Origin of the sequence: Streptosporangium sp. NPDC002544, from assembly GCF_040295965.1 — a bacterium.
Lineage (GTDB): Bacteria > Actinomycetota > Actinomycetes > Streptosporangiales > Streptosporangiaceae > Streptosporangium.
On sequence record NZ_JBEOWJ010000009.1, the window covers coordinates 1 to 22,385 of the forward strand.

Sequence of the window (22,385 nt, forward strand, 5' to 3'; positions counted from 1 at the left end):
GGGCCCGCGCCCCCGCCCCGGCCCGGCCGGGGAGGACGGGGCCGGCCGGGAGGACGACGTCACGCCGGAGTGCTGTCGGCCTCGACCGGCGTCCCTTCCGGCCTCACGGCCGCGCCCGACGCTCCGGCGGACGCCTCGCCTGTACCGCCGGCTCCGGAGCCCGCGCCGCCGGATCTCCCTGCCGCGCCCTCCGCCGCGGCGGGCGCCGTGCCCGCGCGGTCGGGCGGCCCGTCCGGGGCCTGCGCCTTCCTGGCGGCGCTGCCACCGAGGTAGAGGGCTCCCAGGCGGGGGTCCTCGACCAGTTCCCTGGCCGGTCCCGAGATGTGCACCCGCCCCAGGTCCAGCACGCAGCCGATGTCGGCCATCTCCAGGGCGCGGCGGGCGTTCTGCTCGACCAGCAGGACGGCGACCCCGGTCTGGCGCATCAGGTCGATCTGCTCGAAGACGGTCGAGGTCGTCTTGGGGTCCAGGCCCATAGACGGCTCGTCCAGCAGAATCACCTTGGGCTCCAGCATGAGCGCGCGGGCGAACTCCACCTGCTTCTGCTGGCCGCCGGAGAGCAGGCCGGCGATGCTCGTCCAGCGCTCGCCGACCACCGGGAAGATCTCCTTGACCTCCTCGATGCGCCGTTTGAGCCAGGCCTTGTCCCGGACGGTGTAGCCGCCCAGGCGCACGTTCTCCTCGACCGTCATCTCGCGGAACACGCTGTGCCCCTGGAGCACGTGGGCCATCCCCTTGCCCAGGAGGTCCTGCGGCGAGGCGCCGGTGACGTCCCGGCCGCCGAGCAGCACCGAGCCCGAGCGCGGGACGAGCAGCCCGCTGGCCACCTTGAGCACCGTCGACTTGCCCGCGCCGTTCGGCCCGACCAGGCAGACCACCTCACCCGTGTGGACCGTGACCGACAGCCCGCGCAGCACCAGCGCCGCCCTGCCGTACCCGGCCTGGACGTCGCGCAGTTCGAGAACGGTCCCCGGCGGAGCCGGCATTTCAGACACGTCAGACACCGAGGTAGGCCTCCAGCACTCGGGGGTCGTTCTGCACGACCGCCGGCGGGCCCGCGGCGATGGGGGCGCCGCGGTCGAAGACGATCACGTGGTCGCACATCCCCATGACCATGTCCATGTTGTGCTCGACGACGAGGAACGTCCGTCCCTCCCGGTTGAGCTCACGGACGAGGGTGACGATCCGCTCGATCAGCGCCGGGTTGACCCCTCCGGCGGGCTCGTCGAGCAGCACCAGCTCGGGGTCGCCCATGAAGACGGCCGCGAGCTCCAGCAGCTTCTGCTGCCCGTAGGAGAGGTTGCGCGCCTCGGCGTGCTCCAAGTGGTCGATACCGACCCGGCGCAGCCAGTGGCGGGCCCGCTCGACCTCTCCCCGGTCGTGGCTGCCGGCCAGCAGCTCGCGCAGCCGGGTGCGGCGCACCGCCACCAGCATGTTCTCCAGCACGGTCATCCGGGGGAAGACCCGGCAGAGCTGGAAGGTGCGGCCCAGCCCGGCGTGCGCGATGCGGTGCGGCGAGTAGCGGGTGATCTCCCTGTCCCCGTAGAGGGTCCGCCCGGAGTCGGGCCGGATCATCCCGGTGACCAGGTTGAAGAAGGTCGTCTTGCCGGAGCCGTTCGGCCCGATCAATCCGTTGATCTTGCCGTGCACCAGCTCGACCGTCGCGCCGTTCACCGCAGTCACGCCGCCGAACGCCTTGGTCAGGCCCTCGGTGCGCAGCGACGTGCTCATCGGGCCGCCTCCTGCAACTCCGCCCGCTGTGCGGCGGTCTCCTCGCGGATCGACGTCTCCGGGGGCCGTCTCCGGCGCAGCAGCTTCGCGGCGGCCGGGATGATCCCCTCGGGCATGAACAGGACCACGAGCACCAGCACCAGGCCGGTCGCGGTCAGGTGGATCTGCGACTCGCCGAGCGCGACCAGGAAGTACTCCCCGGCCGGGGCCACGATGAGCGCGCCGAGCAGCGGGCCGAACAGGTAGCGGACCCCGCCGAGCAGGCTCATCAGCACCATGTAGGAGCCGATCAGGATGGAGAAGACGAAGATCGGGTCGAGGCTGCGGAACCAGACGGCGTACAGGCCGCCGGCCAGGGCCACGAACAGCGCCGACAGCGCGTAGGCGGCGACCTTGAACGCGACCGTCGGCACGCCGAGCGACTCGGCCTTGTCCTCGTCCTCGCGGATGGCCCGCAGGCCGCTGCCGAACCGGGAGCGATCGACGAACCACCAGGTCAGCAGGGTCAGCGCGAGCAGGGCCAGGAAGAGGTAGAAGAACACCAGGTGCGCCTCGCCGCGGTTGAGCTCGCGGAACGGCGTGGGCACCCGCAGGCCGGTGGAGCCACCGGTCAGCGACCGCCAGCCCTGGACCAGCAGGTTCATCATGGAGACCAGGGCGATGGAGACGATCACGAAGGAGGCCCCGCGCACCCGGACCGCGGCGATACCGACCAGCACGGCGAAGAGCGCGACCGCGACGGCCGAGGCGAGCAGCGCGAGGATCCAGTTCCACTCGGCCCGGGTGATCAGCAGGCCGGTGCCGTACGCACCGAGCCCGAAGAACGCCGAGTGGCCGAGGGAGACGTATCCGGTGAACCCGCCAAGCAGGTTCCACGAGGTGGCCATCACCGCGTACATCACGGTGAGCACGCCCGCGTAGAGGAGATAGGTGTTGGGCGCCAGCCACGGGTAGGCCAGGGCGAGGAGCGCCCCGAGCGCGACGAGCCCGGCCTTCGTCTTAGAACCGTTGCGCAAGGCGGCCTCCGAAGAATCCCTGGGGACGCACGACGAGGGTCAGGAAGAGGAAGACGTAGAACATCATCGTGGCCCAGGTCGCGTCGACGGTGACCAGCACCAGGCTCTCGATGACGCCGAGCATGAGCGCGGCGGCGGCGGCCCCCTGCACGCTGCCCAGGCCACCGACGACGATGATCGCCATCAGCTTGCCGATCCAGGCCCAGTGCGCGGCCGGGAAGAACGGGGTTATCAGGGCGAGCACAGCGCCGCCGACCGCCGCGGTGGCCAGACCCACCCCGAAGCCGTATCCGGTGACCCTGTCGGTCTTGATGCCCACCAGCCGGGCGGCCTGCGGGTGCTGGATGGTCGCGCGCAGGGACTGCCCGAAGCGGGTCATCCGCAGCACCACGAAGAGCAGGCCGAGGGTGAGCGCGGCGACGCCGAAGGCGATGATGCGGTCGTACGGCAGGCGGACCGCGCCGAGCGACAGCGACTTGGTGGCGTATTCCATGCTGATCGACCGGTAGGAGCCGGTGTAGACGGTGCCGAGCACGCCCTCGATGATCAGAGCCATGCCGAAGGTGAGCAGCACCGACATCATCGCCATCGTGTCGGAGGCGAGCCTGGAGATCAGCAGCCGCTGGATCGCCACGCCCGCCACGAAGAACAGCGGGACGGTGATCGGGATGGTGAGCAGCGGGTCAAGCCCGAGGCGGACGTTGAGCGTGTAAGTGAGGTAGGCGGCGAGGATGAGGAACGCCGGGTGGGCGACCATCACCACGCGCATGACGCCGAAGTACAGTGACAGGCCCGAGGAGAGCAGGGCGTACAGGCCGCCGGTCAGCACGCCCAGGACGAGTCCCTGCAGCAGGAGGGAGCCTGACGGCATCAGGTCACCAGTCCTTCTTGGGGAAGACCAGCTTGGTGGTCTGCGCCTTGGAGCCCTCGGGCAGCACGATCTGGACCTTGCCGTCCACGTACTGCTGGATCATGTGCGCGGCCTCGGGGCGGCCCTTGTCGTCGAAGGAGAGCGGGCCGACGATGGTGTCGAACGTGCCCTCGCGGATGTGGTCCGCGAGCTTCGTCTGGCACTCCTCGGTCGGGTCGACGCAGCCGACCGCCTTGACTGCGGCCTCCACGATCTGGCCGACGGTGTAGCCGTTGGCCGCGTCCTCGTTGGCCTCGCCCTTGAACATCTCCTTGTAGCGCTTGACGAAGGCGTCGTTGCCGGGGAAGCCGGAGGTGAGCGACCAGCCCACGGGCGACAGGATGCCCTCGACCGCGCCGCCGACCGCCTCGGGGAACTCCTGCAGGGTGGGGCCGGTGGAGAAGGCCGCGAGCTTGGGCTGGGCGCCGAGTTCCTGCAGGGCGCGGACCAGGCCGACGGAGTCCTCGAACTGGGTGCCGCCGACCACGATGTCCGGCTTGGCGTTGGCGATCCGGGCGGCGATGGGGGCGAAGTCGGTGGTCTCCGGCGGGTAGACCTCGTCGGCCACGGTCTTGATGCCGGCCGCGGCGAGCTTGTCGCGCAGGCCGTAGGCGGTGCCCTGGGCGAACGGGTCGTCCAGGGAGGCGTACGCCGCGGTCTTGGGCCGACTGTCCGCCGGGAGCGCCAGGATGTATTCGGCCAGGTAGTTGTAGTGGTCGCCGGCGATGGCCGGGGCGGCGTAGAACAGGTTCTTGAACCCCTGCTCGAAGACCTCCTTGGCGGCGCCCGCAGGCTCGACGAACAGCATGTTGTAGGACTCGGCGACCTCTGCGGCGGGGATCACCAGGCGGGTCGAGAACGGGCCGAACACCAGGTTGACCTTGTCCTGGGTGATGAGCGACTCGTAGTCGGAGACGACCCGGTTGGGGTCGGAGGCGTCGTCCCGGAAGATCAGCTCAACCTTCCGGCCGAGGAGGCCGCCCGCCGCGTTGACCTGGTCGGCCCAGACCTCGTACCCCTCCCGCACACCCTTGCCCGGTTCGGAGAAATCGCCGGTCAGCGGCAGGGAGATGCCGACCTTGACCGGACCGGTGCCACCGCTCTCGGCGGCCGGCTCATCGCCGATGCCGCCGCAGGCGGAAAGGCCTAGAGTGCACATCGCTACCAAGGCAAGGCTTCTGAGGGCGAGGGGAGCCCTTACCATGTCGAACCCTCCAGAGCGTGGGTCGGTTTCGCCTTCGTAAGCGCTTTCGTAAGCGCTTTCGGTTACCATGGCACGCGTTACAGCGACGTGACAAGGGGGTAATCCCGCGAATGGAAGAGCGCACAGCCATTCCGCGTCTAGTGGACGTCGCACGAGCCGCAGGGGTCTCGCTGGCGACGGCCTCCCGCGCGATGACCGGGAGCAGCGGAGTCAGCCCCGCGCTCGCGGCACACGTCCAGGCCGTGGCGGCCCAGGTCGGCTACGTCCCCAACAGCCACGCCCGAGCCCTCGCCGGCGGGCAGGCCTCCATGATCGGGCTGATCGTCCACGACGTCGGCGACCCCTACTTCGCCGAGATCGCCCGGGGCGTGCTGCGCGAGACCGAGAGCCGCGGCTACATGGCCATGATCAGCCAGACCGAGCGCGACCCGCGCGCCGAGCTGGCGCGCATCCGCACGCTGCGGGCCCACCGGGTCACCTCGATCGTCCTGGCCGGATCGGGATACGTCGAGGCGAGCACCGAGGTCGGTACCGCCGCCGAGCTCGCGTCCTTCAGCTCGGCGGGAGGCCGCGTGGCGGTGATAGGCCGCCACCACCTGCCGGTCGACGCGGTGCTGCCGGACAACCGCAACGGCGCGGAGACCGTCATGCGCCACCTGCTGGACCTCGGCCACCGCGACATCGGCGTGGTCGGTGGCCCGGCCAACCTCACCACCGTGGAGGACCGGCTCGCCGGCCTGCGGAGCGCCGCCGAGGCGCACGGCCTGAGCTGGGAGGCGATCCCCGTCGTACACGGCGACTTCACCCGCGAGGGCGGCGCGTCTTCGACCGCGCAGCTGATGCGCGGGCACCCGGAGCTGACCGCGGTCATCGCGCTCAACGACCCGATGGCCGTCGGCGCGCTGTCCTGGCTGCTGCACGACGGCCGCCTGATCCCCGGCGAGGTCTCGGTCGCGGGCTTCGACGACATCCCGGTGGCCGCCGACGTCTACCCGGGCCTGACCACAGTCCGCCTGCCGATGATCGGCATGGGCCGGCAGGCGCTCGAACTCGTCCTCAAGCCTCCCGCCGCCCGCCCCCGGCGCCGGCGCACCGGCCACGAGCTGGTCGTTCGCGCCTCCACCGGCCCGGTCCCCGCCAGGTCCGGGGCGGCCCGCCTCACCCGCTGAACCCGCACCGGCGTACCGGTGTACCGACCGCAAGGGCGATTTCAGCCTCGAAGAAACATGTCATTGACGCGACTGTAATCGTCTCCTACTTTCAGGGAAGCGCTTTCCGAGCGCCCCCATCGACTGTTAGGTAGGCGGGATGCGGAAGTCCAAATGGTTCCTGCTGACAATCGTCGCCGTCCTCGTAGGCCTCCCCCAAGTGCCACAAGCAGCCGCTTCGTCCGCACGACCGGCGGCCGCGCGACTCGATGAACCGATCACCGATCCGATCCCGGAGGAGCCGATCACATCCGGGCTGGGGCTGACCGTCGAAGAGTTCGCCTCGTTCCCCAAGTCGGAGCCGACCCCGGCGCCGACCGACCCGCGACTGGTCCGCTGGGCCCGGATCAATCACCTCGGTGAAATTCCAGATGGGTCTGGGCGCAAGTTTGTACCTGACCTAAATGGCAAGATGTACCTGCTCGAAAACGGCGCGCCGCACGTCTACCTCGACGTCGGCGCCACGTTCGCCCCCGAGTTCTTCTCCGGCCGCGGCCTCGGCCAGGGATTCGGCTTCGCGACCTTCCACCCCGAGTTCCGGAAGAACGGCACGTTCTACACGGTCCACACCGAGCTGGCCTCGGCCACCGCGAAGACCCCGGACCTGACGCCCCAGCCGGGCACCCTGTACCACGGCATCGTGACCGAGTGGACGGCGGACGACCCGTCGGCGGGCACCTTCCAGGGGAGCCGCCGGGAGATCCTCCGGCTCGGGTTCGCAGGCCAGATCCACGGCATCCAGCAGATCGACTTCAACCCGACCGCCAAGCGGGGCGACAGGGACTACGGGCTGCTCTACGTCGCGGTGGGCGACGGCGGCACGGGCGTCCGCAACGACGAGCCCCAGAACCTGGCGCTGCCACACGGGAAGATCTTCCGGATCGACCCGCGGGCCGGGAACAGCGCCAGCGGCAGGTACGGGATCCCTGCCGACAACCCGTTCGTCGGCAGGCCGGGCGCGCTCGGCGAGATCTATGCCTACGGGATGCGCGACCCGCACCGCTTCAGCTGGGACCCGGCGGGACGGCACCGCATGTTCCTCGGGCACATCGGCGAGAAGAGCGTGGAGTCGGTCTACGAGGTCCGCGCGGGCGCCAACTTCGGATGGAGCGAGCGCGAGGGGTCGTTCGTGTTCGACAAGGCCACCTCGAACCCCTGCGAGCGCCTCCGCCCGCTGCCCGCCGACGACGAGAAGTACGGCTACACCTACCCGGTGGCCGCCTACGACCACAACCCGCCGCCGGGCTGGAACTGCACCTCCGACGTCGGGCGCGGGATCTCGGGTGGTTTCGTCTACCGCGGCCACAAGGTGCCCGAGCTGCGCGGCAAGTATCTCTTCGGGGACATCGTCACCGGCCGCATCTTCTACACCGCCGAGCGTGAGATGCGCATCGGCGCCGAGCGGGCCCCGATCCACGAGCTCATGGTCTACGACCGGACGGGCAAGCGGGTCACGATGCGGGACCTGGCGGGTGACGCCCGGATCGACTTCCGGTTCGGCCGCGACAGCGCCGGCGAGCTCTACATCCTGTCCAAGGCCAACGGCAAGATCTGGAAGGTCACCGGCACGCGGTGGTTCGCCGGCTGCGACGCCGGCCGCACCCGGGTGACCAACGTGACCCGGGCTGAGGACTGGGCCCCCGTCACCCCGGCGAAGTGGCGGTTCCCCGGGAAGGAGGTCGTCCTGGCCGAGGCCGGCCAGTCTCGCCCCGGCCCTCGCCGTCCCTTCGAGTACGCGGTGCTCTCGGCGGGGCCGAAGTTCGGCTCGGTCCGGTTCGACGGCGAGGTCAGGCTGGACACCCCCGTCGAGGTCACCAATCGCGATGTGATCGTCGTGTTCGGCTACCAGAGCGACACCCAGTTCTACTACGCCCACCTGTCGACGGATAACACGATCTACCCGCACAACGGGATCTTCGCCGTGAACAACGCCGACCGGGTGCGGATCGAGGATCAGTGGGACGAGGTGCGCTCCAGAGGCGCCAGGCCCGCCGTCACCGACACGCAGTGGCACCGGATCCGGGTGAAGCACTGCGCCGACTCGGGGGAGATCGCCGTGTACGTCGACGGCGCGAAGTCTCCGCTGATGACCGCCGTCGACACCACGTTCACCTCCGGCAGGGTGGGCTTCGGGTCGTTCGACAACATCGGCCGGCTCCGCGGCCTCAAGGTCACCGGCACCCGGGTGGACGACTGACCGTACGCGCGTGACCACGGCCGCCGCCGGGGCGGGTTCCCCGCCTCGGCGGCGGCCGCAGGAGCCGACGCCGTACCAGGGAGAAGACATTGAGAAAACGCCACCTGTACATCAGCCATGACACCGCGGCGCGGGAACACCGCCGGCCACGTGGGCTCTCGACGGCCCTGGCAGCCGCGGTGCTGTGCGGGTCGTTCATGACGGTCCCGGCCGCCCAGGCCCGGGCCGGCGCGCAGACCGTCCCCGCCGGCACGGCGGCTTCGCAGCAGTCCCGGCCGGACGTGTTCCCCGGCCTGAAGCGGGACCTGGTCGCCTACTACGACTTCGAGCACCCCACTCCCGGGAACGCCGCGCGGGAGCAGGACCAGGGCCGTTCGGGAACGGACATCGACCTCGTCAACGGCGGCGCCTCGATGCGCGTGCCGGACGGCGCCCATCGGGGGAGCCGGTCCTCGCTGCAGACGCGGCAGGTCAACCCTGCCCTCGTCGGCAACGACGACTGGAAGGCCGGCGTCTACTCGGAGACCGGGGTGCCCACCCTGAACGCCTTCAACGGCGCGAAGGGGACCACGATCATGGGGTGGTTCAAGATGACCGGCTCGAACCCGGGCCTCAACTCCAACACGCCGGCCCCGGACGACCGGTACAACGCGGTCGGGCTGGCGGGCGTCCTCACCGGCACCTCCCAGGGGCACGACGTCCGAGCCCTGCTCGAAGTGATCAACGTGTCGGGAGAGCTGCGGGTGGTCGCGCTCGGCAGGCGCGTGGACGGCGGCAGGTCCCAGACGTTCGCCGCGAGCGAGGCCTGGCAGAGCGTGCTACCGCTCGACGAGTGGGTGTTCCTCGCCGCGACGTTCGACTTCGACGAGGGCACCATGGCGCTGTACAAGAACGGGCGGCCGCTCGACGGGTTCTACACGCTCTCGGACGATCCGTGGGGCGTCTCGGGACCGCCGGAGCCGGACCTCACCTCGGAGACGGACCCCAGGGGCATCAAGATCGGCGGTAGTTTCCCGCAGAACACCCGGGAGCAGAACCCGTGCGACTGCCGACTCGACAGCCTGATGTTCCTCGACCGGTCCGTGACCGGCAAAGAGGTCTTCCAGCAGTATCGCTGGGCCACCAGGCACCGCCCCTGACCGGCCCCCGGGTGTGTTCCACGGATCTTTCCGCCTGTCGCGGCGGAGACCCGCGGAACGCCCCCTGGACGGCGTGACCGTGCCGCGGTGCGGGGAGCCCGACGACGGGCCCCCGCCCCGCGGGCATCTGGGCGCCCAACACCTGGCAGTGCGTGTGGCTGGACGGGCTCCGACATCCTGTACGGCGGCTCCGGGGACCACACTCCGTACCGCGACCGCGGGCGACCGCGGGATCGACGCGCTGATCGGCGGGACGGGTTCCGGCGCCCTGACCGCCGGCCGTGATCCCGGGCCGGGGAGACAGCGGGACGGAACCCACGCCGAAAGCGCCTATCCTGGGGCATGATCGAGTCGGGCAGCCCCGCGGACGCGGCCGCCATCCGCCCCGCCACGCCGCGTCGACCTCAAGACCGCGAGACGCCGGGAGGCACACGTGTCGGAACCGCGCCCGTTGCGTCCGGGCGAACCGACCCGGCTGGGGAAGTACCGGCTGCTCGGATGCCTGGGCAAGGGCGGCCAGGGATCCGTGTACCTCGGGGAGTCCCCTTCAGGGACGCGGGTCGCCGTCAAGGTCCTGCACGGCCACGTCGCCGGTGACCCGAAGACCCACAAGCGGTTCCTCCGCGAGGTGGAGGCGGCCCGCCAGGTGCCCCACTTCTGCACGGCACGCATCCTGGACGTCGGTACGGCCGACGATCAGCCGTACGTGGTGAGCGAGTTCATCGAAGGGGAGTCGCTGGAGCAGCGGGTCGGCTCACGCGGGCCGCTCGACCCGCGTGACCTGGCACGGCTCGCGATCGGTACGGCCACCGCGCTGGCGGCGATCCACCACGCGGGGATCGTCCACCGCGATTTCAAACCCGCCAACGTGCTGCTCGGCCCGGACGGGCCACGGGTGGTCGACTTCGGCATCGCGCGCAGCATGGACCTGGCCACCACGTCCGTCAGCCTGATCGGCACCCCGCCGTACATGTCGCCCGAGCAGCTCTCCGGGGATTCGGTGGGCCCGCCCTCCGACATGTTCAGCTGGGCCGGCACCATCCTGTTCGCTGGGACGGGCAGGACCCCGTTCGGCCATGATGTCGCCCTCGCGGCCCTGGTGTACCGGATCCTCCACCAGGAGTGCGACCTCACCGGCCTGCCGGACGGCCTGCGGCAGATCTCCGGCCGGTGCCTGGCCAAGGCAGCCGAGCACCGCCCCACGGCCGAGGAGGTCCTGCTTGGTCTCATCACCGGTAACGGGGCGGCGGTCCCCACCGGTGACCTGCTGACGACGGCCATGGGGCGGATGGCGCAGCCGTCTCCGCCGAACCCGGCATCCTCTCCGGACCTGCCGCTCACCCGGGAGCGTTCCGGCACGGCACCGCTTTCTACCGCCCCTCCCCCGACGGCGCCGACCGGCGGCCCGCCCCGGATGACACTCCCCACCGGCCCCTCCGGCGGGCCGGCGGCGTCCCCCTCCCGGGGGCTACCCCGCCGGAGCTTCCTGATCGGCGGAGGAGCCGCGCTGGCCACCTGCGCGGCGGCGGGGGCCGCGGTGCTGGTTCCCCGCTACCTGAGGGAGGCGGCCGTTTCGGCCACCTCTTCGCCCGGGGCAAGCCCGGAGGCCGCGATCATCCCGCCGTCGTCCTCGGCCACCCCGGCGACCTCGCCCACGGGCGAGCCGGCGGCCTCCCCGAGCGCGTCCGGGCTGATCCCGCCCGGCCCGGACGGGCCGCTGGTGCTTGAGAACGGCAACACGGTGCAGGGCCTCGCGGTCTCCGCCGACGGCCGCCTGGTGGCCGCCGGGTGCTGGGACGGCAAGGTCCGCCTGTGGGAGGTCCCCACCGGGAAGATGATCGCGGAACTCGACGACCGCACGTCCTACGTCGAGGGCGTGGCGTTGAGCCCGGACGGCCGGACCCTGATCAGTGTCGGCGGGGTGACCGACACCAAGGCGCACGTGTGGGACGTCGCGTCCAGGCGTCGCGTGTCGAAGTCCGTGATCGGCTCCGTCTTCGTGAGGTTCGGCCCGGACGGCGAACAGTTCGTCACCGGCAGCGGGTACGAGTGGGTCCGGCTCTGGCGGACCTCCGACCGCAAGCAGTCGGGCGCCTCCATGCGCCACACCGAACTGGTCAGGAACGCGGCGTTCAGCCCCGACGGGCGCCTGCTGGCCACCGCCGGGTGGGACGACACCGTACGGCTGTGGCACACCTCCGGCTCCAGGGCGGCCGGCAGCCCGTTGACCGGGCACAAGGACGATGTCAACGCCGTCGTGTTCCTCGACGGCGAGACCCTGGCGAGCGCGGGGTACGACAAGGTGGTGCGGGTCTGGGATGTGGCATCCCACAAACCGAAGGGAACGACGTTCAAGGGAGCCGGTTCGACGATCAACAGCATGGCGTGCAGCCCCGACGGGACCGTTCTCGCCGCCGGGACCGATGAGGACGGCGTCCTGCTGTGGGACGTCGCCACCCGACGGCGGCTCCGGCAACCCCTGGAGAGCGGCCAGGTCCACACCGTGACCTTCAGCGCCAACGGGTCCGTCCTGGCGGTGGCCGCAGGTGACGACGTGCTGCTGTACGACGTCGGCAGCCTGCGTACCGCCTGAGGATGCGGCGGTGAGAGCTCAGCCCGCCGCGCGGCGCAGGTCGAACAGCTCACGCCGTCCACCCTGGCCATGCACCCGAACGCGGGGAGCCGGGGTCTGCGACGCCGGGCACGTTAACGGCATACGTCCAGGCACTCGGCGGGCAGCTTGAAGTGGTCGCCACCGTTGACGAGCACCGCTATCGCATCGCCTGACCGGACTGGAGAGGGCGAAGCACTTCCCGTGGCGAGTTGACCTCAAGGTCACTTGAGGTTGAAGGATGGCGCGCATGGACATCGGAGTGATTCTGCCCGGCGTCGGTGTGCAGCGGGAGCAGCGGCTCGATCTGGGCACCGCCGCGCGCCACGCCGAGGAGGCCGGGCTGGACGGCGTCTGGCACGGCGACCACCTCGCCACCGGGACCGCGTCACTGGACTGCGCCGTGGCACTGGCCGTCGCGGCGGCGGCGACCACCCGGATCCGGATCGGCACGAGCGTGTTCGTCCCGGCGATCCGACCCCTGGCCTGGGCGTCCAAGCAGGTCGCGAGCCTGCAGCATGTCTCGGGCGGTCGGCTGGTGCTGGGCGTCGGGTCCGGCGGCGGGGCCGGGCAGTGGGCGGCGGCCGGAGTCCCTTACGGCGAGCGCGGCAGGCGGACCGACACCGCGCTGGAGCTGCTGGCGCGGCTGCTGGCCGGGGAGACCGTCGCGCTGGTGGACGAGCCCGGCGAGGTACGGCTCCAACCGGCCGTGACGCCGCCGCCGATCTGGGTCGGCAACGCCTCGGCGGTGGCCGTGCGGCGGGCGGCCCGCCATGGAGACGGCTGGTTCCCCTCGATGATCCCGCCGTCAGAGGTGGCCTCGGGCCGAACCAGGCTGGCCGAGCTCGCCGCAGCCCACGGACGCCCCGAGCCGATCGTCGCCATCGGCGCCACCGGCGTCCTCGGTTCGGGACCCGGCCTGCCCACCCGCGAGTCCATCGCCTCGGGCATCACCGGGTACGGCATCCCCATGGAGAAGGCCGTGCAGCTGCCCCTCACCGGGAAACCCGCGCAGGTGGCCGAGCAACTCGCCGCCTACCGCGACGCCGGGGCGCGTCACGTGGTCCTGGGCTTCGCGGGCGGCGACTGGCGCGAGCAGTGCGACCTGCTGGCCGAGGCCCGCGCACTCCTGGCCTGACCCACGCGCGCCGAGCATCACCGCTCGGGCGGCGATCTCACGGAACGGGAACCGACTCGCGGGGCAGCCCCGCGGTCTCCCTGTCCTCACCATCGGCCGGGAACCGACGCCTCCTCCGCCCTCGGGCGAACCGCCCTCGCACCGACCCGATATCCGGTGGCGGACCCGGTTGCCGGTGGTGAGGATTACGGCATGCATGTCTTCCTGGAGACCGACCGGCTCGTGCTCCGCGCGTTCACCGAGGCCGACGCCGACCACCTGCTCACACTGGACAATGACCCCGACGTCATGCGCTTCATCAACGGCGGCCGGCCGACGAGCCGCGAGGTGATCCGGGCACAGACCCTGCCGCGGCTCCTCCACGACCACCCGTGTTTCGGCACCCGCGGCTACTGGGCCGCGGAGGAGAAGGCCACCGGGGTCTTTCTGGGCTGGTTCGAATTCCGGCCCCTGGCCGACCACAGTCCTGTGGTGGTCGAACTCGGCTACCGGCTGAACAAGGCCGCCTGGGGCGCTGGCCATGCCACGGAGGGCTCGCGGGCCCTGATCCGCAAGGGATTCACGGATCTCGGGGTGGAGCGGGTGACCGCGAACACCATGGCCGTCAACACGCGATCCCGCCGCGTGATGGAGAAAGCCGGCCTGTCATTCGTCCGGAGCTTCACCGAAGACTGGCCGGAGGCGATCGAGGGCTCCGAACACGGCGAAGTCGAGTATGAACTCACCCGGGCCGAGTGGAGACGGCATCGGCAGGCGCCGGCCGTTCGGTAGCACGACGCCGCTCCGCACTTCACGGATGGCCCACGACTCCTGACAACCGCTTGGGCGAGAGCCTATCCCGATGGCCGGCGTCTGAGTTCGGCGAGGCCGGGGCGGAGATCGGGGAGCGGCGGGAAGATCAGGCGGTTGCCGGAGAGGGTGGGCAGGGCGAAGGCGACGGCCTTGCCGGGGGTGGCGGTGGTGAGGGTGATGACCGGATAGGCCTGGCAGTGGCCGTGCGAGAACCGGTGGGCCAGCAGCAGGCCGCGGCCGTTCTCGGCGAGCAATGGGAGACCGATCTCCTTCACCGAGTGCAGCAGGTTGAGGATGATGCCGATCTCGTGCGGGTCGGGGTCACCATCGACGATCTCGCACCAGGTGGGGATGCCGTCCAAGCTGAAGATCCGCAGCTCGTACGGCGGGCGGGCGTGCTTCTCGGCGTTGGCGGCGAGTTCGGCGACGGCGAGTTCGGCGGTGTCGATGTCGTCCTCGAGCAGGCCCGCCTGCTGGAGCACCTCCCGGACGACGGCCCGGGCACGACGCGAGGCCGAACCGGGCTGCAGGACCTTCACCAGCGTGCGAATGTCACTCTGCCCCGCCGCCCTGGTGCCCGGCCCTGGCGCCCCGGTGCCGCATAGTGGGCCCCTCCGACTGGCAGGGGCCTGGGTACTGATGACGCTGACACAACAGGCGATTTATCTTCGCCGCCTGACCTTCACGCGCCGGGCGGCCGGCGACATCAAAGCCCTCTACGACGGGGCAGCGGTGACGACGTCCCGCGTTCGGCCGAAAGCATCGAGACTGCGAAGGGCGCCGCGTAATGCTCGGCTGGCGTAGCGGGATTTGCGATGATGGCCGGGTGGAAGTGTGGTTCACGGAGCGCGGAAGGGTTGAGGTGATGACGTACGACCCGAAATTGGCTGCCGCGCTGTCAGGCGCCCCACTCCGCCGACTCGCGCATTGGCGCAAGGCCGACGTCATGGGCGTTGATCAGCTCCAGGGCCCGTGAATCAGACAGCAGCGTGAGCGCGTGGCGGCGACTCAACCGGCCTCGGGAGCGGCGGACGGTCCCTCGGTTGGGAACAGGATCGGGCTGAGCAGGTATTGCGCACGGTCGGGTGTGGATTGGTTCGCCAGTCGGGGCGCGATCGCGCTGCGCAGTTCGCTGATCATCTCGAGGAGCTCGTCTCGACTGAGCCAGACAGCATGCTGTCGGTAGCCGACGAGGTCTGCCACCGGGTCGGCGTGATCTCGTTCGAGGTAGGCGTTGAACTCGGCGAGCAGGATGGCCATCGCCGTGGCGAATCCGCGCCGATGATCATCGAGCGACAGCGACTCAATCATGTCGGCATCGATCGCCGCTCGATCCTGACGTAGCCGATATCGGCGCTCCACCGCGCCGCGTACCCGCCGCTCGTCGGCCACTTCCAGGACGCCCCCGGACGCGAGCAGATCGATGTGCCGGTAGATAGTGGCCTTCGAGACATCGGGAATCCGAGCGCACAACTGGGAAGTCGTCAGCGTCCGTCCCCCGCGCATCGCGTGCACGACTCGCAGCCGCACCGGGTGCGCCAGAAGCTCCAATGTGTCCACTCCCTTACAATCTCACATGTGCTACCTTTCTCATAAATTGAGAAAGGTTTGGGTGGGCATGACGATGGAAACCGACCCAGCAGCGACCGCCGTCGCGGTCGTCGAGATGGCATGCGAAGGACGCTTCGCCGAGATTGAGGATCTGTTCGCACCGCCCCTGCGGGCGGTGGTCACCGCTGAGGTGCTACAGATCGCCTGGGTTGCCGAGATGGGCAGGAGCGGACCGGTTTCCACCATCGGGGAGCCGGTGAGCGAGCGGATCGATGCAGAGCTGGTCCGCGTGAGTGTCCCGGTGACCAGCGAGCGCGGGGGAGTGACCGTGGCCATGGCGATCGACCACAACGGCAGGCTGAACGGTCTGCGGCTCGCCCCGGTAACCGCACCTTGGGCGCCGCCGCCGTACGCCGACCCGACGAGGTTCGATGAGCACGACGTCACGGTTGGCGACGGACCTCTCGCCGTGCCCGGCACGATGAGCCTTCCACACGGGACCGGCCTGCGACCCGGCGTGGTGCTACTCAGCGGAGGAGGAGCATTCGACCGCGACGCCACGAGCGGAGCCAACAAACCACTCAAAGATCTGGCCTGGGGGCTGGCCAGCCGCGATATAGCGGTGTTGCGGTTCGACAAGGTGACCTACACCCACAGCGACCAGGTGGCGAACACACCCGACTTCACGATGGCCGACGAGTACGTGCCGCACGCGGTCGCCGCCGCCCAACTACTCCGGCAGCAGTCGAGCGTGGACCCCGCCCGCGTCTTCGTTCTCGGTCACAGCATGGGCGGCAAGGTCGCTCCGCGGGTCGCGACCGCCGAGGCGTCCGTCGCCGGTTTGGTGATCATGGCCGGCGATACGCAGCCGATGCACCAGGCCGCCGTCCGCGTCGTCCGTTATCTCGCCTCGCTGGATCCCGGCCCGGCGGTGGAGGCCGCCGTCGAGGCGATCATGCAGCAGGCTGCGATGGTCGCCAGTCCCGACCTGTCATCGTCGACGCCGACCGAAGCGCTGCTGTTCGGCCGACCGGCAGCGTACTGGCTGGATCTGCGCGGCTACGACCCGGTCGCGGCCGCGGCGGCGCTGGACAAGCCGATGTTCATCCTCCAAGGCGGCCGCGACTATCAAGTGACCGTCGCGGATGACCTCTCACGCTGGAAGGCCGGTCTCGCTCACCGGCCGGATGTCACGATCCGCGTCTATGACGCCGACAACCACCTGTTTTTTCCCGGCGCAGGTCCGTCCACGCCTGCGGAATACGAGCCCCCGCAACACGTGGACCCGGCCGTCGTCGCCGACATCGTCAAGTGGCTGACGCCGGACCATGGGAAGATCGCTTGACTGGTTTCCGACGTCAAGCACCTCACGAGTTGACACGCCGAGATCGAACTTCTCACCTCTGCCGCACCCAGCCCGTGAGGTGAGGTGGCGTGTGGCGTTCTGTCCCTTGTTGGATTGCGATCCGACGAGGGACAACCAACCCTCCAGAGCGTGGAGCGGCCGGAAGACAGGGTCAAACACCAAGGTCTCTTCCGAGGGGCGCAGGCGATCCGATTCCTTCTGGTGGCGGTGGCCGTCTTATCGTCATCAACACGTGTTGGCGTAGGGGGCGGTAGTCGTGGTCGAGGAGCAAGGCGGTGGCGGTCAGGCGGAGGACGCGGCCGTGGTGGGCGCCGCGCTGGCCGGTGACGAGGGGGCGTTCGGAGCGCTTGTCGAGCCTGTCCGCTGGGAGTTGCGGGTGCACTGCTACCGGATGCTGGGCTCCTACGACGACGCGGAGGACATCGTTCAGGAGACGTTCCTGCGGGCATGGCGCCGCCGGGAAACCTATGAGGGGCGGTCGACGTTCCGGGCCTGGCTGTACAAGATCGCGACGAACGCGTGCCTGGACCTGATCGACCGGAACAACCGGCGGGCCGCGCCGTACCAGGTTCCGCCGCTGGTCGAGTCGGGCACGCCGGTGCAGCCACCTGCTGATGTGTCGTGGTTGCAGCCGGTCCCGGATCGGCTGCTGGAGCCGGCCGTCGACGGGGCCGAAGGACCGGAAGCGGTGGCGGTCGCGCGGGAGACGATCGAGCTCGCCTTCCTGGTGGCGATCCAGCATCTCCCCGCCCGGCAGCGAGCCGTGTTGATCACCAGGGATGTGCTGGGCTGGCCCGCCACCGAGACGGCCGCGCTGCTGGACACCAGCGTGGCGTCGGTGAAGAGCGCGTTGCAGCGGGCGCGGGCGACGCTGAAACAGCACCTGCCCCAGCGGCGCGAGGACTGGGCACCTTCAGCCGAGCCGAGCGCGGACGAGCGCGCGCTGTTGCGACGTTACGTCCAGGCGCATCAGCAATCCGACCTGGACATGCTTACCGGGTTGCTCGCCGAGGACGTACGGATGACGATGCCGCCACACCCGGCGTGGCTGGTCGGGCGGGATGCGCTGCTGACCCTTACCGGACAGGTCTTCGACTCCGGCTCGGAGTGGTATCACGGGCGCTGGCACTGCGTGGTCACCGGCGCGAATCTCCAACCCGCGGTCGCGCACTATGCCGAACACTCCCGCGCACCCGAGACCAAGGACCTGACCGGGCGGTTCCGCGGCCAGGTGCTGGATGTGCTGCGGATCGACGGCGGCCGGATCACCGCGATCACGTCGTTCGCACCACGCCACTTCGCCGCATTCGGCCTGCCTCTGGTCCTGTCGTGAACGTGGGATTCCAACGGCGCGAGGTGACCCTGGCCGGTGAGGTCCGCGGCTCGACGCGGCCGCATGGAATTCCTGCACGGCTGAGCCGGGCACCGATTCCTTTTCCGGCGCCGTGCCGTCATACAGCTAAACCCAGCAGCATCGAAGCGTACGAGAGAGGACCCCATGTCGAACAGGCAGGACACCGCGCTGGCCGAGCTCGACCGGCTCGTCGGCACCTGGAAGGTGAGCGGCGAGGTCACCGGCCAGGTCACCTACTCCTGGCTGGCAGGCCGTCACTTCCTCAAGCAGGAGGTCGACCTCCAGCATGCCGGCCGGCACATCACCGGCATCGAGATCATCGGCCGGGAAAGACCGTTCGGCGCCGAGGAACCGGGCGAGGACATCACCTCCCGGTTCTACGGCAGCCAGGGCGAAACCCTTGACTACGTCTACGAGATCAACGGCGACACGCTCACCATCTGGGGCGGTGAGAAAGGCTCACCCGCCTACTACCGCGCCCTGTTCAGCCCCGATGGCAACAGCCTGTCCGGGGACTGGATCTGGCCCGGCGGCGGCTACCACGCCGAACAGCACCGCGTCCACTGACCGTCGGCGCGGTCGCGACCCCGCTGTCCTTCATGCCGAGGACCAGCGGCGGAATTCAGCCAAGCCGGGGCGTAGGTCGGGAAGGGGCGGGAAGATCAGGCGGTTGCCCGACAGGGTGAGCAGGGCGAAGGCGACGGCCTTGCCGGGGGTGGCGGCGGTGAGGGTGACGGCCGGGTAGGTCTGGCAGTGACCACCGGAGAGTTGGTGGGCCAGGGGCAGGCCACGGCCGTTCTCGGCGAGCGGCGGCAGGCCGATCTCGGTCACCGAGTGCAGCAGGTTGAGGATGATGGCGACCTCGTGCGGGTCGGGGTCGCCATCGACGATCTCGCACCAGGTGGGGATGCCGTCCAGGCTGAAGACGCGCAGCTCGTACGGGGGGCGGGCATGCTTTTCGGCGTTGGCGGCGAGTTCGGCGACGATGAGTTCGGCGGTGTCGATGTCATCCTCGGGCAGGCCCGCTTGCTGGAGCACCTCCCGGACGATGGCGCGAGCACGGCGCGAGGCAGAGCCGGGTTGCAGGACCTTCACCAACGCGCGGATGTCACTCTGCCCGGTCGCACCATCCCGTCCCGTCATCCCGGCGCCATGTACTGGTGGAGTGGTGCTCTGACCGGTTGCATCGAGCTGTTTCCAGTTCTGGTCCGGCAGGGGTGCCGGGCTTTCGACCGGGTGGTGTTGGGCGCCTGGGGGGATGTCGCCTGCTGGCCGCATGAGCACGCTCCGTTCGCTGCGGGGGGTTGTGCACAGCAGGAAACGCCAGGGCGGTCGAGGGGGGAACGTCAACGCTGCTCATTGACCGCTGGCCGATCACGTTACGTTCCGGAGGTGGACGTTAACTGAACGTTTTCTCGGAGGGTAGCGATCAGAGGTCTTCGAATATCACAATGAGTTGTCATTCGATTACCAAAGGAGAACGGTCGTGGGTGAGCTGTGCGGCGGTAAGGGGCGTCCGGAGCTGGCCAGGGCGCGCAAGCGACGAGGGATGACCCAGGAGGCGGCTGCGGAGGCGGTCGGGGTGTCCGCCGCAGCCTAGGGAAGGTGGGAGCGGGGCGAGCAGGGAGTTCGGGCCTACAGCCGGAAGCGGATCGCGGCCGTGTTCGAGGTGGATGCGGTGGATAGAGGTGGGCCTTCGCGGCGACATCATCGTGGCCGAACGCTGACTTCGGAGACGGCTCACAGGCGGCTACCGTGAAGGCGGTCACGCATCTGTGGAGGTGTGAGTTGGACTCGTCCCGGCGCGAGATGCTGGCCACGTTGCCGTTCGTACCTGCGGCCCTGGGCGAGTGGCTGGTCTCCTGGAGCTACGGTCTCCCCGCCGAGTCGGCCGCGCACCACGGGTCCGGGCCGATCGTGGGTCTGGCTGATGTCACCCGGATCAACGAGTCCCGCAGGGCGTTCAGCCAGATGGACCAGCGGTTCGGGGCCGGGGTGGTGCGCCCGGTGGTCATGAACTACTTGAACGGCAGCGTGACACCGCTACTGCGTGGTCGCTACAGCGACAAGGTCGGGGCCGAGCTGATGGTCGCGGCGGCGGGGCTGACCGAGCTGGCGGGCTGGACCGCCTTCGATCTTGGCCAACATGGCAGGGCCCAGCACCATTTCGGCCAGGCATTCAAGCTGGCGAAGGCGGGGAACGACCTTTTGGCAGGGGCCTGGGTGCTGATGACGCTGACACAGCAGGCGATCTATCTGCGGCAACCTCAGTGGGCGGAGTGGCTGGCTCGCGCCGCCGTCGACACCGCGCGTCGGGCCGGAGCACCACCACGGGTCATGGCGCTGACGCTGGTCAAGGAGGCCGGGGCGACAGCCTCGCGGACCAGCGGGAGCGGGACCCATGGCGGGCATGCCGCCAGGCAGGTCGAGCGGCTGCTCGCCGAGGCCGAGCGCGCGCACGACCGGGGTTCCGACGACCGTGACCCGGAGTGGCTCGCCTCGTACGGCAGACCGGGACTGGTCGCGGCCATGGGCTGCTGCTGGCAACAGATCGGCGAGCACCGGCGGGCGGCCGGCTTCGCGGAAACCGCGATACAGGGCTACGACGGACGCTTTGTCCGCGCGGTGCAGTTCGCCCAGGTAAACGCCGCCGAGGCGTATCTCGGGATGGGTGAGCTGGAGGAGGGGATCACCCGCGCACGGGCCGCGATCCCGGCGATCAAGGCGCTGACCTCTCCCCGCCTGGTGGAGCGTCTCCAGCAGTTCGCCGGCCGGCTTGAGCCGTACCAGGGCAGCATGATGGTCCGCGAGTTCCGCGACCACCTCAACCACGAACTCGCCGCCTGACCTTCACCCGCTCGAAGCCCTCTGCGATAGGGGCAGCGGTGATGACGTCCCTCGTCCGGCCGGAAGCATCGAGACTACGAAGGGCGCCGCGTAATGCCTGACCGGTGGAGCGGGATTTGCGATGATGGCCGAGCGGAGGGGCGGTTCACGAAGTGCGAAAGGGGTGAGGTGATGACGTACGACCCGAAGCTGGCTGCCGCACTGTCAGGCGCCACGCTCCGCCAGCTCGCGCATTGGCGCAAGGCCGGCGTCAGGCGGGGCGCGGTGCTGATACCGGAGATCTCCGGCACGCGACCCGTCCTCTACTCCTTTCGCGATGTGGTGGCACTGCGAACCTGCGTCAAGCTGCGTAACGACGCCTCACTGCAGAAGATCAGGCGGGCGCTCGACACACTCCGCGGCGATCTGAAAGAGCACGACCATCTCTCGTCCTACAGGCTGGTCGCCGATGGCAGCAGCATCTATCTGGCCGAGCCGGATCAGGCGGTCGACCTGGTACGAAGGAAGGCCAACGTGGTCATCCACGAGATGGTCGACGTCCTGCAGCCGTTCTACCGTGACGGCAGGCACATCCCGCCGCTGCTGCGGCCTCGCGCGCATGTGACGGTGGACCCGGCGGTTCGCGGTGGGGTGCCCGTGATCGAGGGCACCCGTGTCCCCTATGACGAGGTCGCCGCCCTGCTCCGAGACGGGGTCCCCCCGGAGCGGATCTCCGAGTACTACCCGAGCGTCACAGCCACAGCGGCCCTGGATGCCGCCGATTTCGCCGACTACGTTGACAGCTACGATCCCCCCAAGGAGCCTCGTGAGGCTGCTGCTGGATGAGAACGTGTACCGGCCGCTCCACCAGGCCATCACCGCTTTTGTCCTGGGGCATGAGATCGTCCACCTGCTGGATCTCGATCGTTGGTCCGGAACACGGGATGAGAACCTCTACCCCCGGGCGGTGGCCGAGGGGTTTCACGTCATTCTGACCAACGACGCCCGGCAGATGCAGCGCCCCCGGGAAGTCGAGGCGATCGCCGCCTCCGGGTTGCACCGGATCGAATACCCGCACAAGCATCCTGGCCTGATCGGAATCGGTCTCGCGATCGCCACGGTCGCCGCCGGACTACCCGCCGCCCTCGCTCTTCTCGCCGAGGCGGACGGGCAACGTCTGGTGACCCTACGCGGCATCGACCCGACCCCGGCCAGCCGCCTGCGCGTCGTCGACCCGGCCATGGCCCCGCCGAAATACTGGCCGTCTCTGCCGTAGCCTCTTGCTGTGGAGCCCGACGGAAATCACCCGCACATTGGCTGCTACGCCTTCGGGGCCCATTCG

At 69.8% G+C, this 22,385-nt stretch carries 20 protein-coding genes and 1 pseudogene; 13 read left to right on the top strand and 8 right to left on the bottom strand.

The annotated features are described in order from the left end of the window. Window positions 1-59 precede the first annotated feature (59 nt). From ABT061_RS15085 to ABT061_RS15105, 5 genes are read right to left on the bottom strand one after another with little or no spacing between them, the layout of a single operon-like run. On the bottom strand, window positions 60-986 hold the full coding sequence (locus ABT061_RS15085; RefSeq protein WP_350917811.1) for an ABC transporter ATP-binding protein: 927 nt from the start codon (window positions 984-986) through the stop codon (window positions 60-62). A 10-nt stretch (window positions 987-996) separates the two neighbouring features. Next, window positions 997-1,731 (bottom strand): ABC transporter ATP-binding protein, encoded by a 735-nt coding sequence (locus ABT061_RS15090; RefSeq protein ID WP_350916896.1) that lies wholly within the window; start codon window positions 1,729-1,731, stop codon window positions 997-999. After that, window positions 1,728-2,747, bottom strand: a complete 1,020-nt coding sequence (locus ABT061_RS15095) for a branched-chain amino acid ABC transporter permease (protein WP_350916899.1) — start codon at window positions 2,745-2,747, stop codon at window positions 1,728-1,730. The genes ABT061_RS15090 and ABT061_RS15095 overlap by 4 nt, the downstream gene beginning before the upstream one ends. After that, the gene (locus ABT061_RS15100) at window positions 2,731-3,618 is read right to left on the bottom strand and encodes a branched-chain amino acid ABC transporter permease (RefSeq protein ID WP_350916902.1); all 888 of its coding nucleotides are present in this window, start codon (window positions 3,616-3,618) and stop codon (window positions 2,731-2,733) included. The genes ABT061_RS15095 and ABT061_RS15100 overlap by 17 nt, the downstream gene beginning before the upstream one ends. A gap of 4 nt (window positions 3,619-3,622) precedes the next feature. Further along, window positions 3,623-4,816, bottom strand: a complete 1,194-nt coding sequence (locus tag ABT061_RS15105) for an amino acid ABC transporter substrate-binding protein (protein ID WP_350916905.1) — start codon at window positions 4,814-4,816, stop codon at window positions 3,623-3,625. Between the two features lie 185 nt (window positions 4,817-5,001). Between ABT061_RS15105 and ABT061_RS15110 the strand changes: the two genes are divergently transcribed. The 6 genes from ABT061_RS15110 (at window position 5,002) to ABT061_RS15135 (ending at window position 13,925) form a co-directional block, all read left to right on the top strand. Then, window positions 5,002-6,030, top strand: coding sequence for a LacI family DNA-binding transcriptional regulator (locus ABT061_RS15110; RefSeq protein WP_350916908.1), 1,029 nt, complete (start codon window positions 5,002-5,004; stop codon window positions 6,028-6,030). Window positions 6,031-6,481: 451 nt separating this feature from the next. After that, a complete protein-coding gene (locus ABT061_RS15115; protein WP_350916911.1) occupies window positions 6,482-8,266 on the top strand; it encodes a PQQ-dependent sugar dehydrogenase in 1,785 nt (594 codons plus the stop codon). An 89-nt stretch (window positions 8,267-8,355) separates the two neighbouring features. Next, window positions 8,356-9,405 carry a hypothetical protein gene (locus tag ABT061_RS15120; protein ID WP_350916914.1) on the top strand — a complete coding sequence of 350 codons (1,050 nt, stop codon included), beginning with the start codon at window positions 8,356-8,358 and terminating at the stop codon, window positions 9,403-9,405. A gap of 433 nt (window positions 9,406-9,838) precedes the next feature. Then, a complete protein-coding gene (locus ABT061_RS15125; RefSeq protein ID WP_350916917.1) occupies window positions 9,839-11,998 on the top strand; it encodes a protein kinase domain-containing protein in 2,160 nt (719 codons plus the stop codon). A gap of 268 nt (window positions 11,999-12,266) precedes the next feature. Beyond that, complete coding sequence (locus ABT061_RS15130; protein WP_350916920.1) at window positions 12,267-13,154, top strand: LLM class flavin-dependent oxidoreductase; 888 nt, start codon at window positions 12,267-12,269, stop codon at window positions 13,152-13,154. A 192-nt stretch (window positions 13,155-13,346) separates the two neighbouring features. Next, on the top strand, window positions 13,347-13,925 hold the full coding sequence (locus tag ABT061_RS15135) for a GNAT family N-acetyltransferase (RefSeq protein WP_350916923.1): 579 nt from the start codon (window positions 13,347-13,349) through the stop codon (window positions 13,923-13,925). Between the two features lie 62 nt (window positions 13,926-13,987). Here ABT061_RS15135 and ABT061_RS15140 read toward each other — a convergent pair whose 3' ends face one another. Together ABT061_RS15140 and ABT061_RS15145 are read right to left on the bottom strand one after the other, a co-directional pair. Further along, window positions 13,988-14,485 carry an ATP-binding protein gene (locus tag ABT061_RS15140; protein WP_350916926.1) on the bottom strand — a complete coding sequence of 166 codons (498 nt, stop codon included), beginning with the start codon at window positions 14,483-14,485 and terminating at the stop codon, window positions 13,988-13,990. 469 nt (window positions 14,486-14,954) lie between these two features. Then, on the bottom strand, window positions 14,955-15,497 hold the full coding sequence (locus ABT061_RS15145) for a helix-turn-helix domain-containing protein (RefSeq protein ID WP_350916929.1): 543 nt from the start codon (window positions 15,495-15,497) through the stop codon (window positions 14,955-14,957). A 25-nt stretch (window positions 15,498-15,522) separates the two neighbouring features. On the opposite strand from ABT061_RS15145, the gene ABT061_RS15150 reads away from it, so the two are divergent. From ABT061_RS15150 to ABT061_RS15160, 3 genes are all read left to right on the top strand, one after another. Continuing rightward, the gene (locus ABT061_RS15150; protein ID WP_350916932.1) at window positions 15,523-16,842 is read left to right on the top strand and encodes an alpha/beta hydrolase; all 1,320 of its coding nucleotides are present in this window, start codon (window positions 15,523-15,525) and stop codon (window positions 16,840-16,842) included. A 277-nt stretch (window positions 16,843-17,119) separates the two neighbouring features. Next, the gene (locus ABT061_RS15155; RefSeq protein WP_350916935.1) at window positions 17,120-18,196 is read left to right on the top strand and encodes a sigma-70 family RNA polymerase sigma factor; all 1,077 of its coding nucleotides are present in this window, start codon (window positions 17,120-17,122) and stop codon (window positions 18,194-18,196) included. 165 nt (window positions 18,197-18,361) lie between these two features. After that, window positions 18,362-18,784 carry a hypothetical protein gene (locus ABT061_RS15160; RefSeq protein ID WP_350916938.1) on the top strand — a complete coding sequence of 141 codons (423 nt, stop codon included), beginning with the start codon at window positions 18,362-18,364 and terminating at the stop codon, window positions 18,782-18,784. A 30-nt stretch (window positions 18,785-18,814) separates the two neighbouring features. Here ABT061_RS15160 and ABT061_RS15165 read toward each other — a convergent pair whose 3' ends face one another. Continuing rightward, window positions 18,815-19,360, bottom strand: coding sequence for an ATP-binding protein (locus tag ABT061_RS15165; protein ID WP_350916941.1), 546 nt, complete (start codon window positions 19,358-19,360; stop codon window positions 18,815-18,817). Window positions 19,361-19,703: 343 nt separating this feature from the next. Between ABT061_RS15165 and ABT061_RS15170 the strand changes: the two genes are divergently transcribed. The 4 genes and pseudogenes from ABT061_RS15170 to ABT061_RS15185 all read left to right on the top strand — a co-directional run bounded on the left by ABT061_RS15170 (window position 19,704) and on the right by ABT061_RS15185 (window position 22,319). Further along, window positions 19,704-19,817 carry a helix-turn-helix domain-containing protein gene (locus tag ABT061_RS15170; protein WP_350916944.1) on the top strand — a complete coding sequence of 38 codons (114 nt, stop codon included), beginning with the start codon at window positions 19,704-19,706 and terminating at the stop codon, window positions 19,815-19,817. Window positions 19,818-19,966: 149 nt separating this feature from the next. Further along, a pseudogene (locus ABT061_RS15175) lies at window positions 19,967-21,064 on the top strand (NsdA family TPR-like regulatory protein); the annotation flags it as partial. A 171-nt stretch (window positions 21,065-21,235) separates the two neighbouring features. Then, window positions 21,236-21,889, top strand: a complete 654-nt coding sequence (locus ABT061_RS15180; protein WP_350916950.1) for a DUF433 domain-containing protein — start codon at window positions 21,236-21,238, stop codon at window positions 21,887-21,889. Then, entirely contained in the window at window positions 21,870-22,319 is a 450-nt protein-coding gene (locus ABT061_RS15185; protein ID WP_350916953.1) for a PIN-like domain-containing protein, read from the top strand. Before ABT061_RS15180 ends, ABT061_RS15185 begins: the two co-directional genes overlap by 20 nt. Window positions 22,320-22,385 lie beyond the last annotated feature (66 nt).

What these genes read in the sequence shown, in the direction of transcription:
- ABT061_RS15160 (WP_350916938.1), top strand. Translation starts at nt 18,362, where the DNA reads ATGTCGAACAGGCAGGACACCGCGCTGGCCGAGCTCGACCGGCTCGTC.
- ABT061_RS15150 (WP_350916932.1), top strand. Translation starts at nt 15,523, where the DNA reads ATGTGCTACCTTTCTCATAAATTGAGAAAGGTTTGGGTGGGCATGACG.
- ABT061_RS15105 (WP_350916905.1), bottom strand. Translation starts at nt 4,816, where the DNA reads ATGTGCACTCTAGGCCTTTCCGCCTGCGGCGGCATCGGCGATGAGCCG.
- ABT061_RS15130 (WP_350916920.1), top strand. Translation starts at nt 12,267, where the DNA reads ATGGACATCGGAGTGATTCTGCCCGGCGTCGGTGTGCAGCGGGAGCAG.
- ABT061_RS15180 (WP_350916950.1), top strand. Translation starts at nt 21,236, where the DNA reads ATGACGTACGACCCGAAGCTGGCTGCCGCACTGTCAGGCGCCACGCTC.
- ABT061_RS15100 (WP_350916902.1), bottom strand. Translation starts at nt 3,618, where the DNA reads ATGCCGTCAGGCTCCCTCCTGCTGCAGGGACTCGTCCTGGGCGTGCTG.
- ABT061_RS15115 (WP_350916911.1), top strand. Translation starts at nt 6,482, where the DNA reads ATGTACCTGCTCGAAAACGGCGCGCCGCACGTCTACCTCGACGTCGGC.
- ABT061_RS15090 (WP_350916896.1), bottom strand. Translation starts at nt 1,731, where the DNA reads ATGAGCACGTCGCTGCGCACCGAGGGCCTGACCAAGGCGTTCGGCGGC.
- ABT061_RS15085 (WP_350917811.1), bottom strand. Translation starts at nt 986, where the DNA reads ATGCCGGCTCCGCCGGGGACCGTTCTCGAACTGCGCGACGTCCAGGCC.
- ABT061_RS15135 (WP_350916923.1), top strand. Translation starts at nt 13,347, where the DNA reads ATGCATGTCTTCCTGGAGACCGACCGGCTCGTGCTCCGCGCGTTCACC.
- ABT061_RS15165 (WP_350916941.1), bottom strand. Translation starts at nt 19,360, where the DNA reads ATGACGGGACGGGATGGTGCGACCGGGCAGAGTGACATCCGCGCGTTG.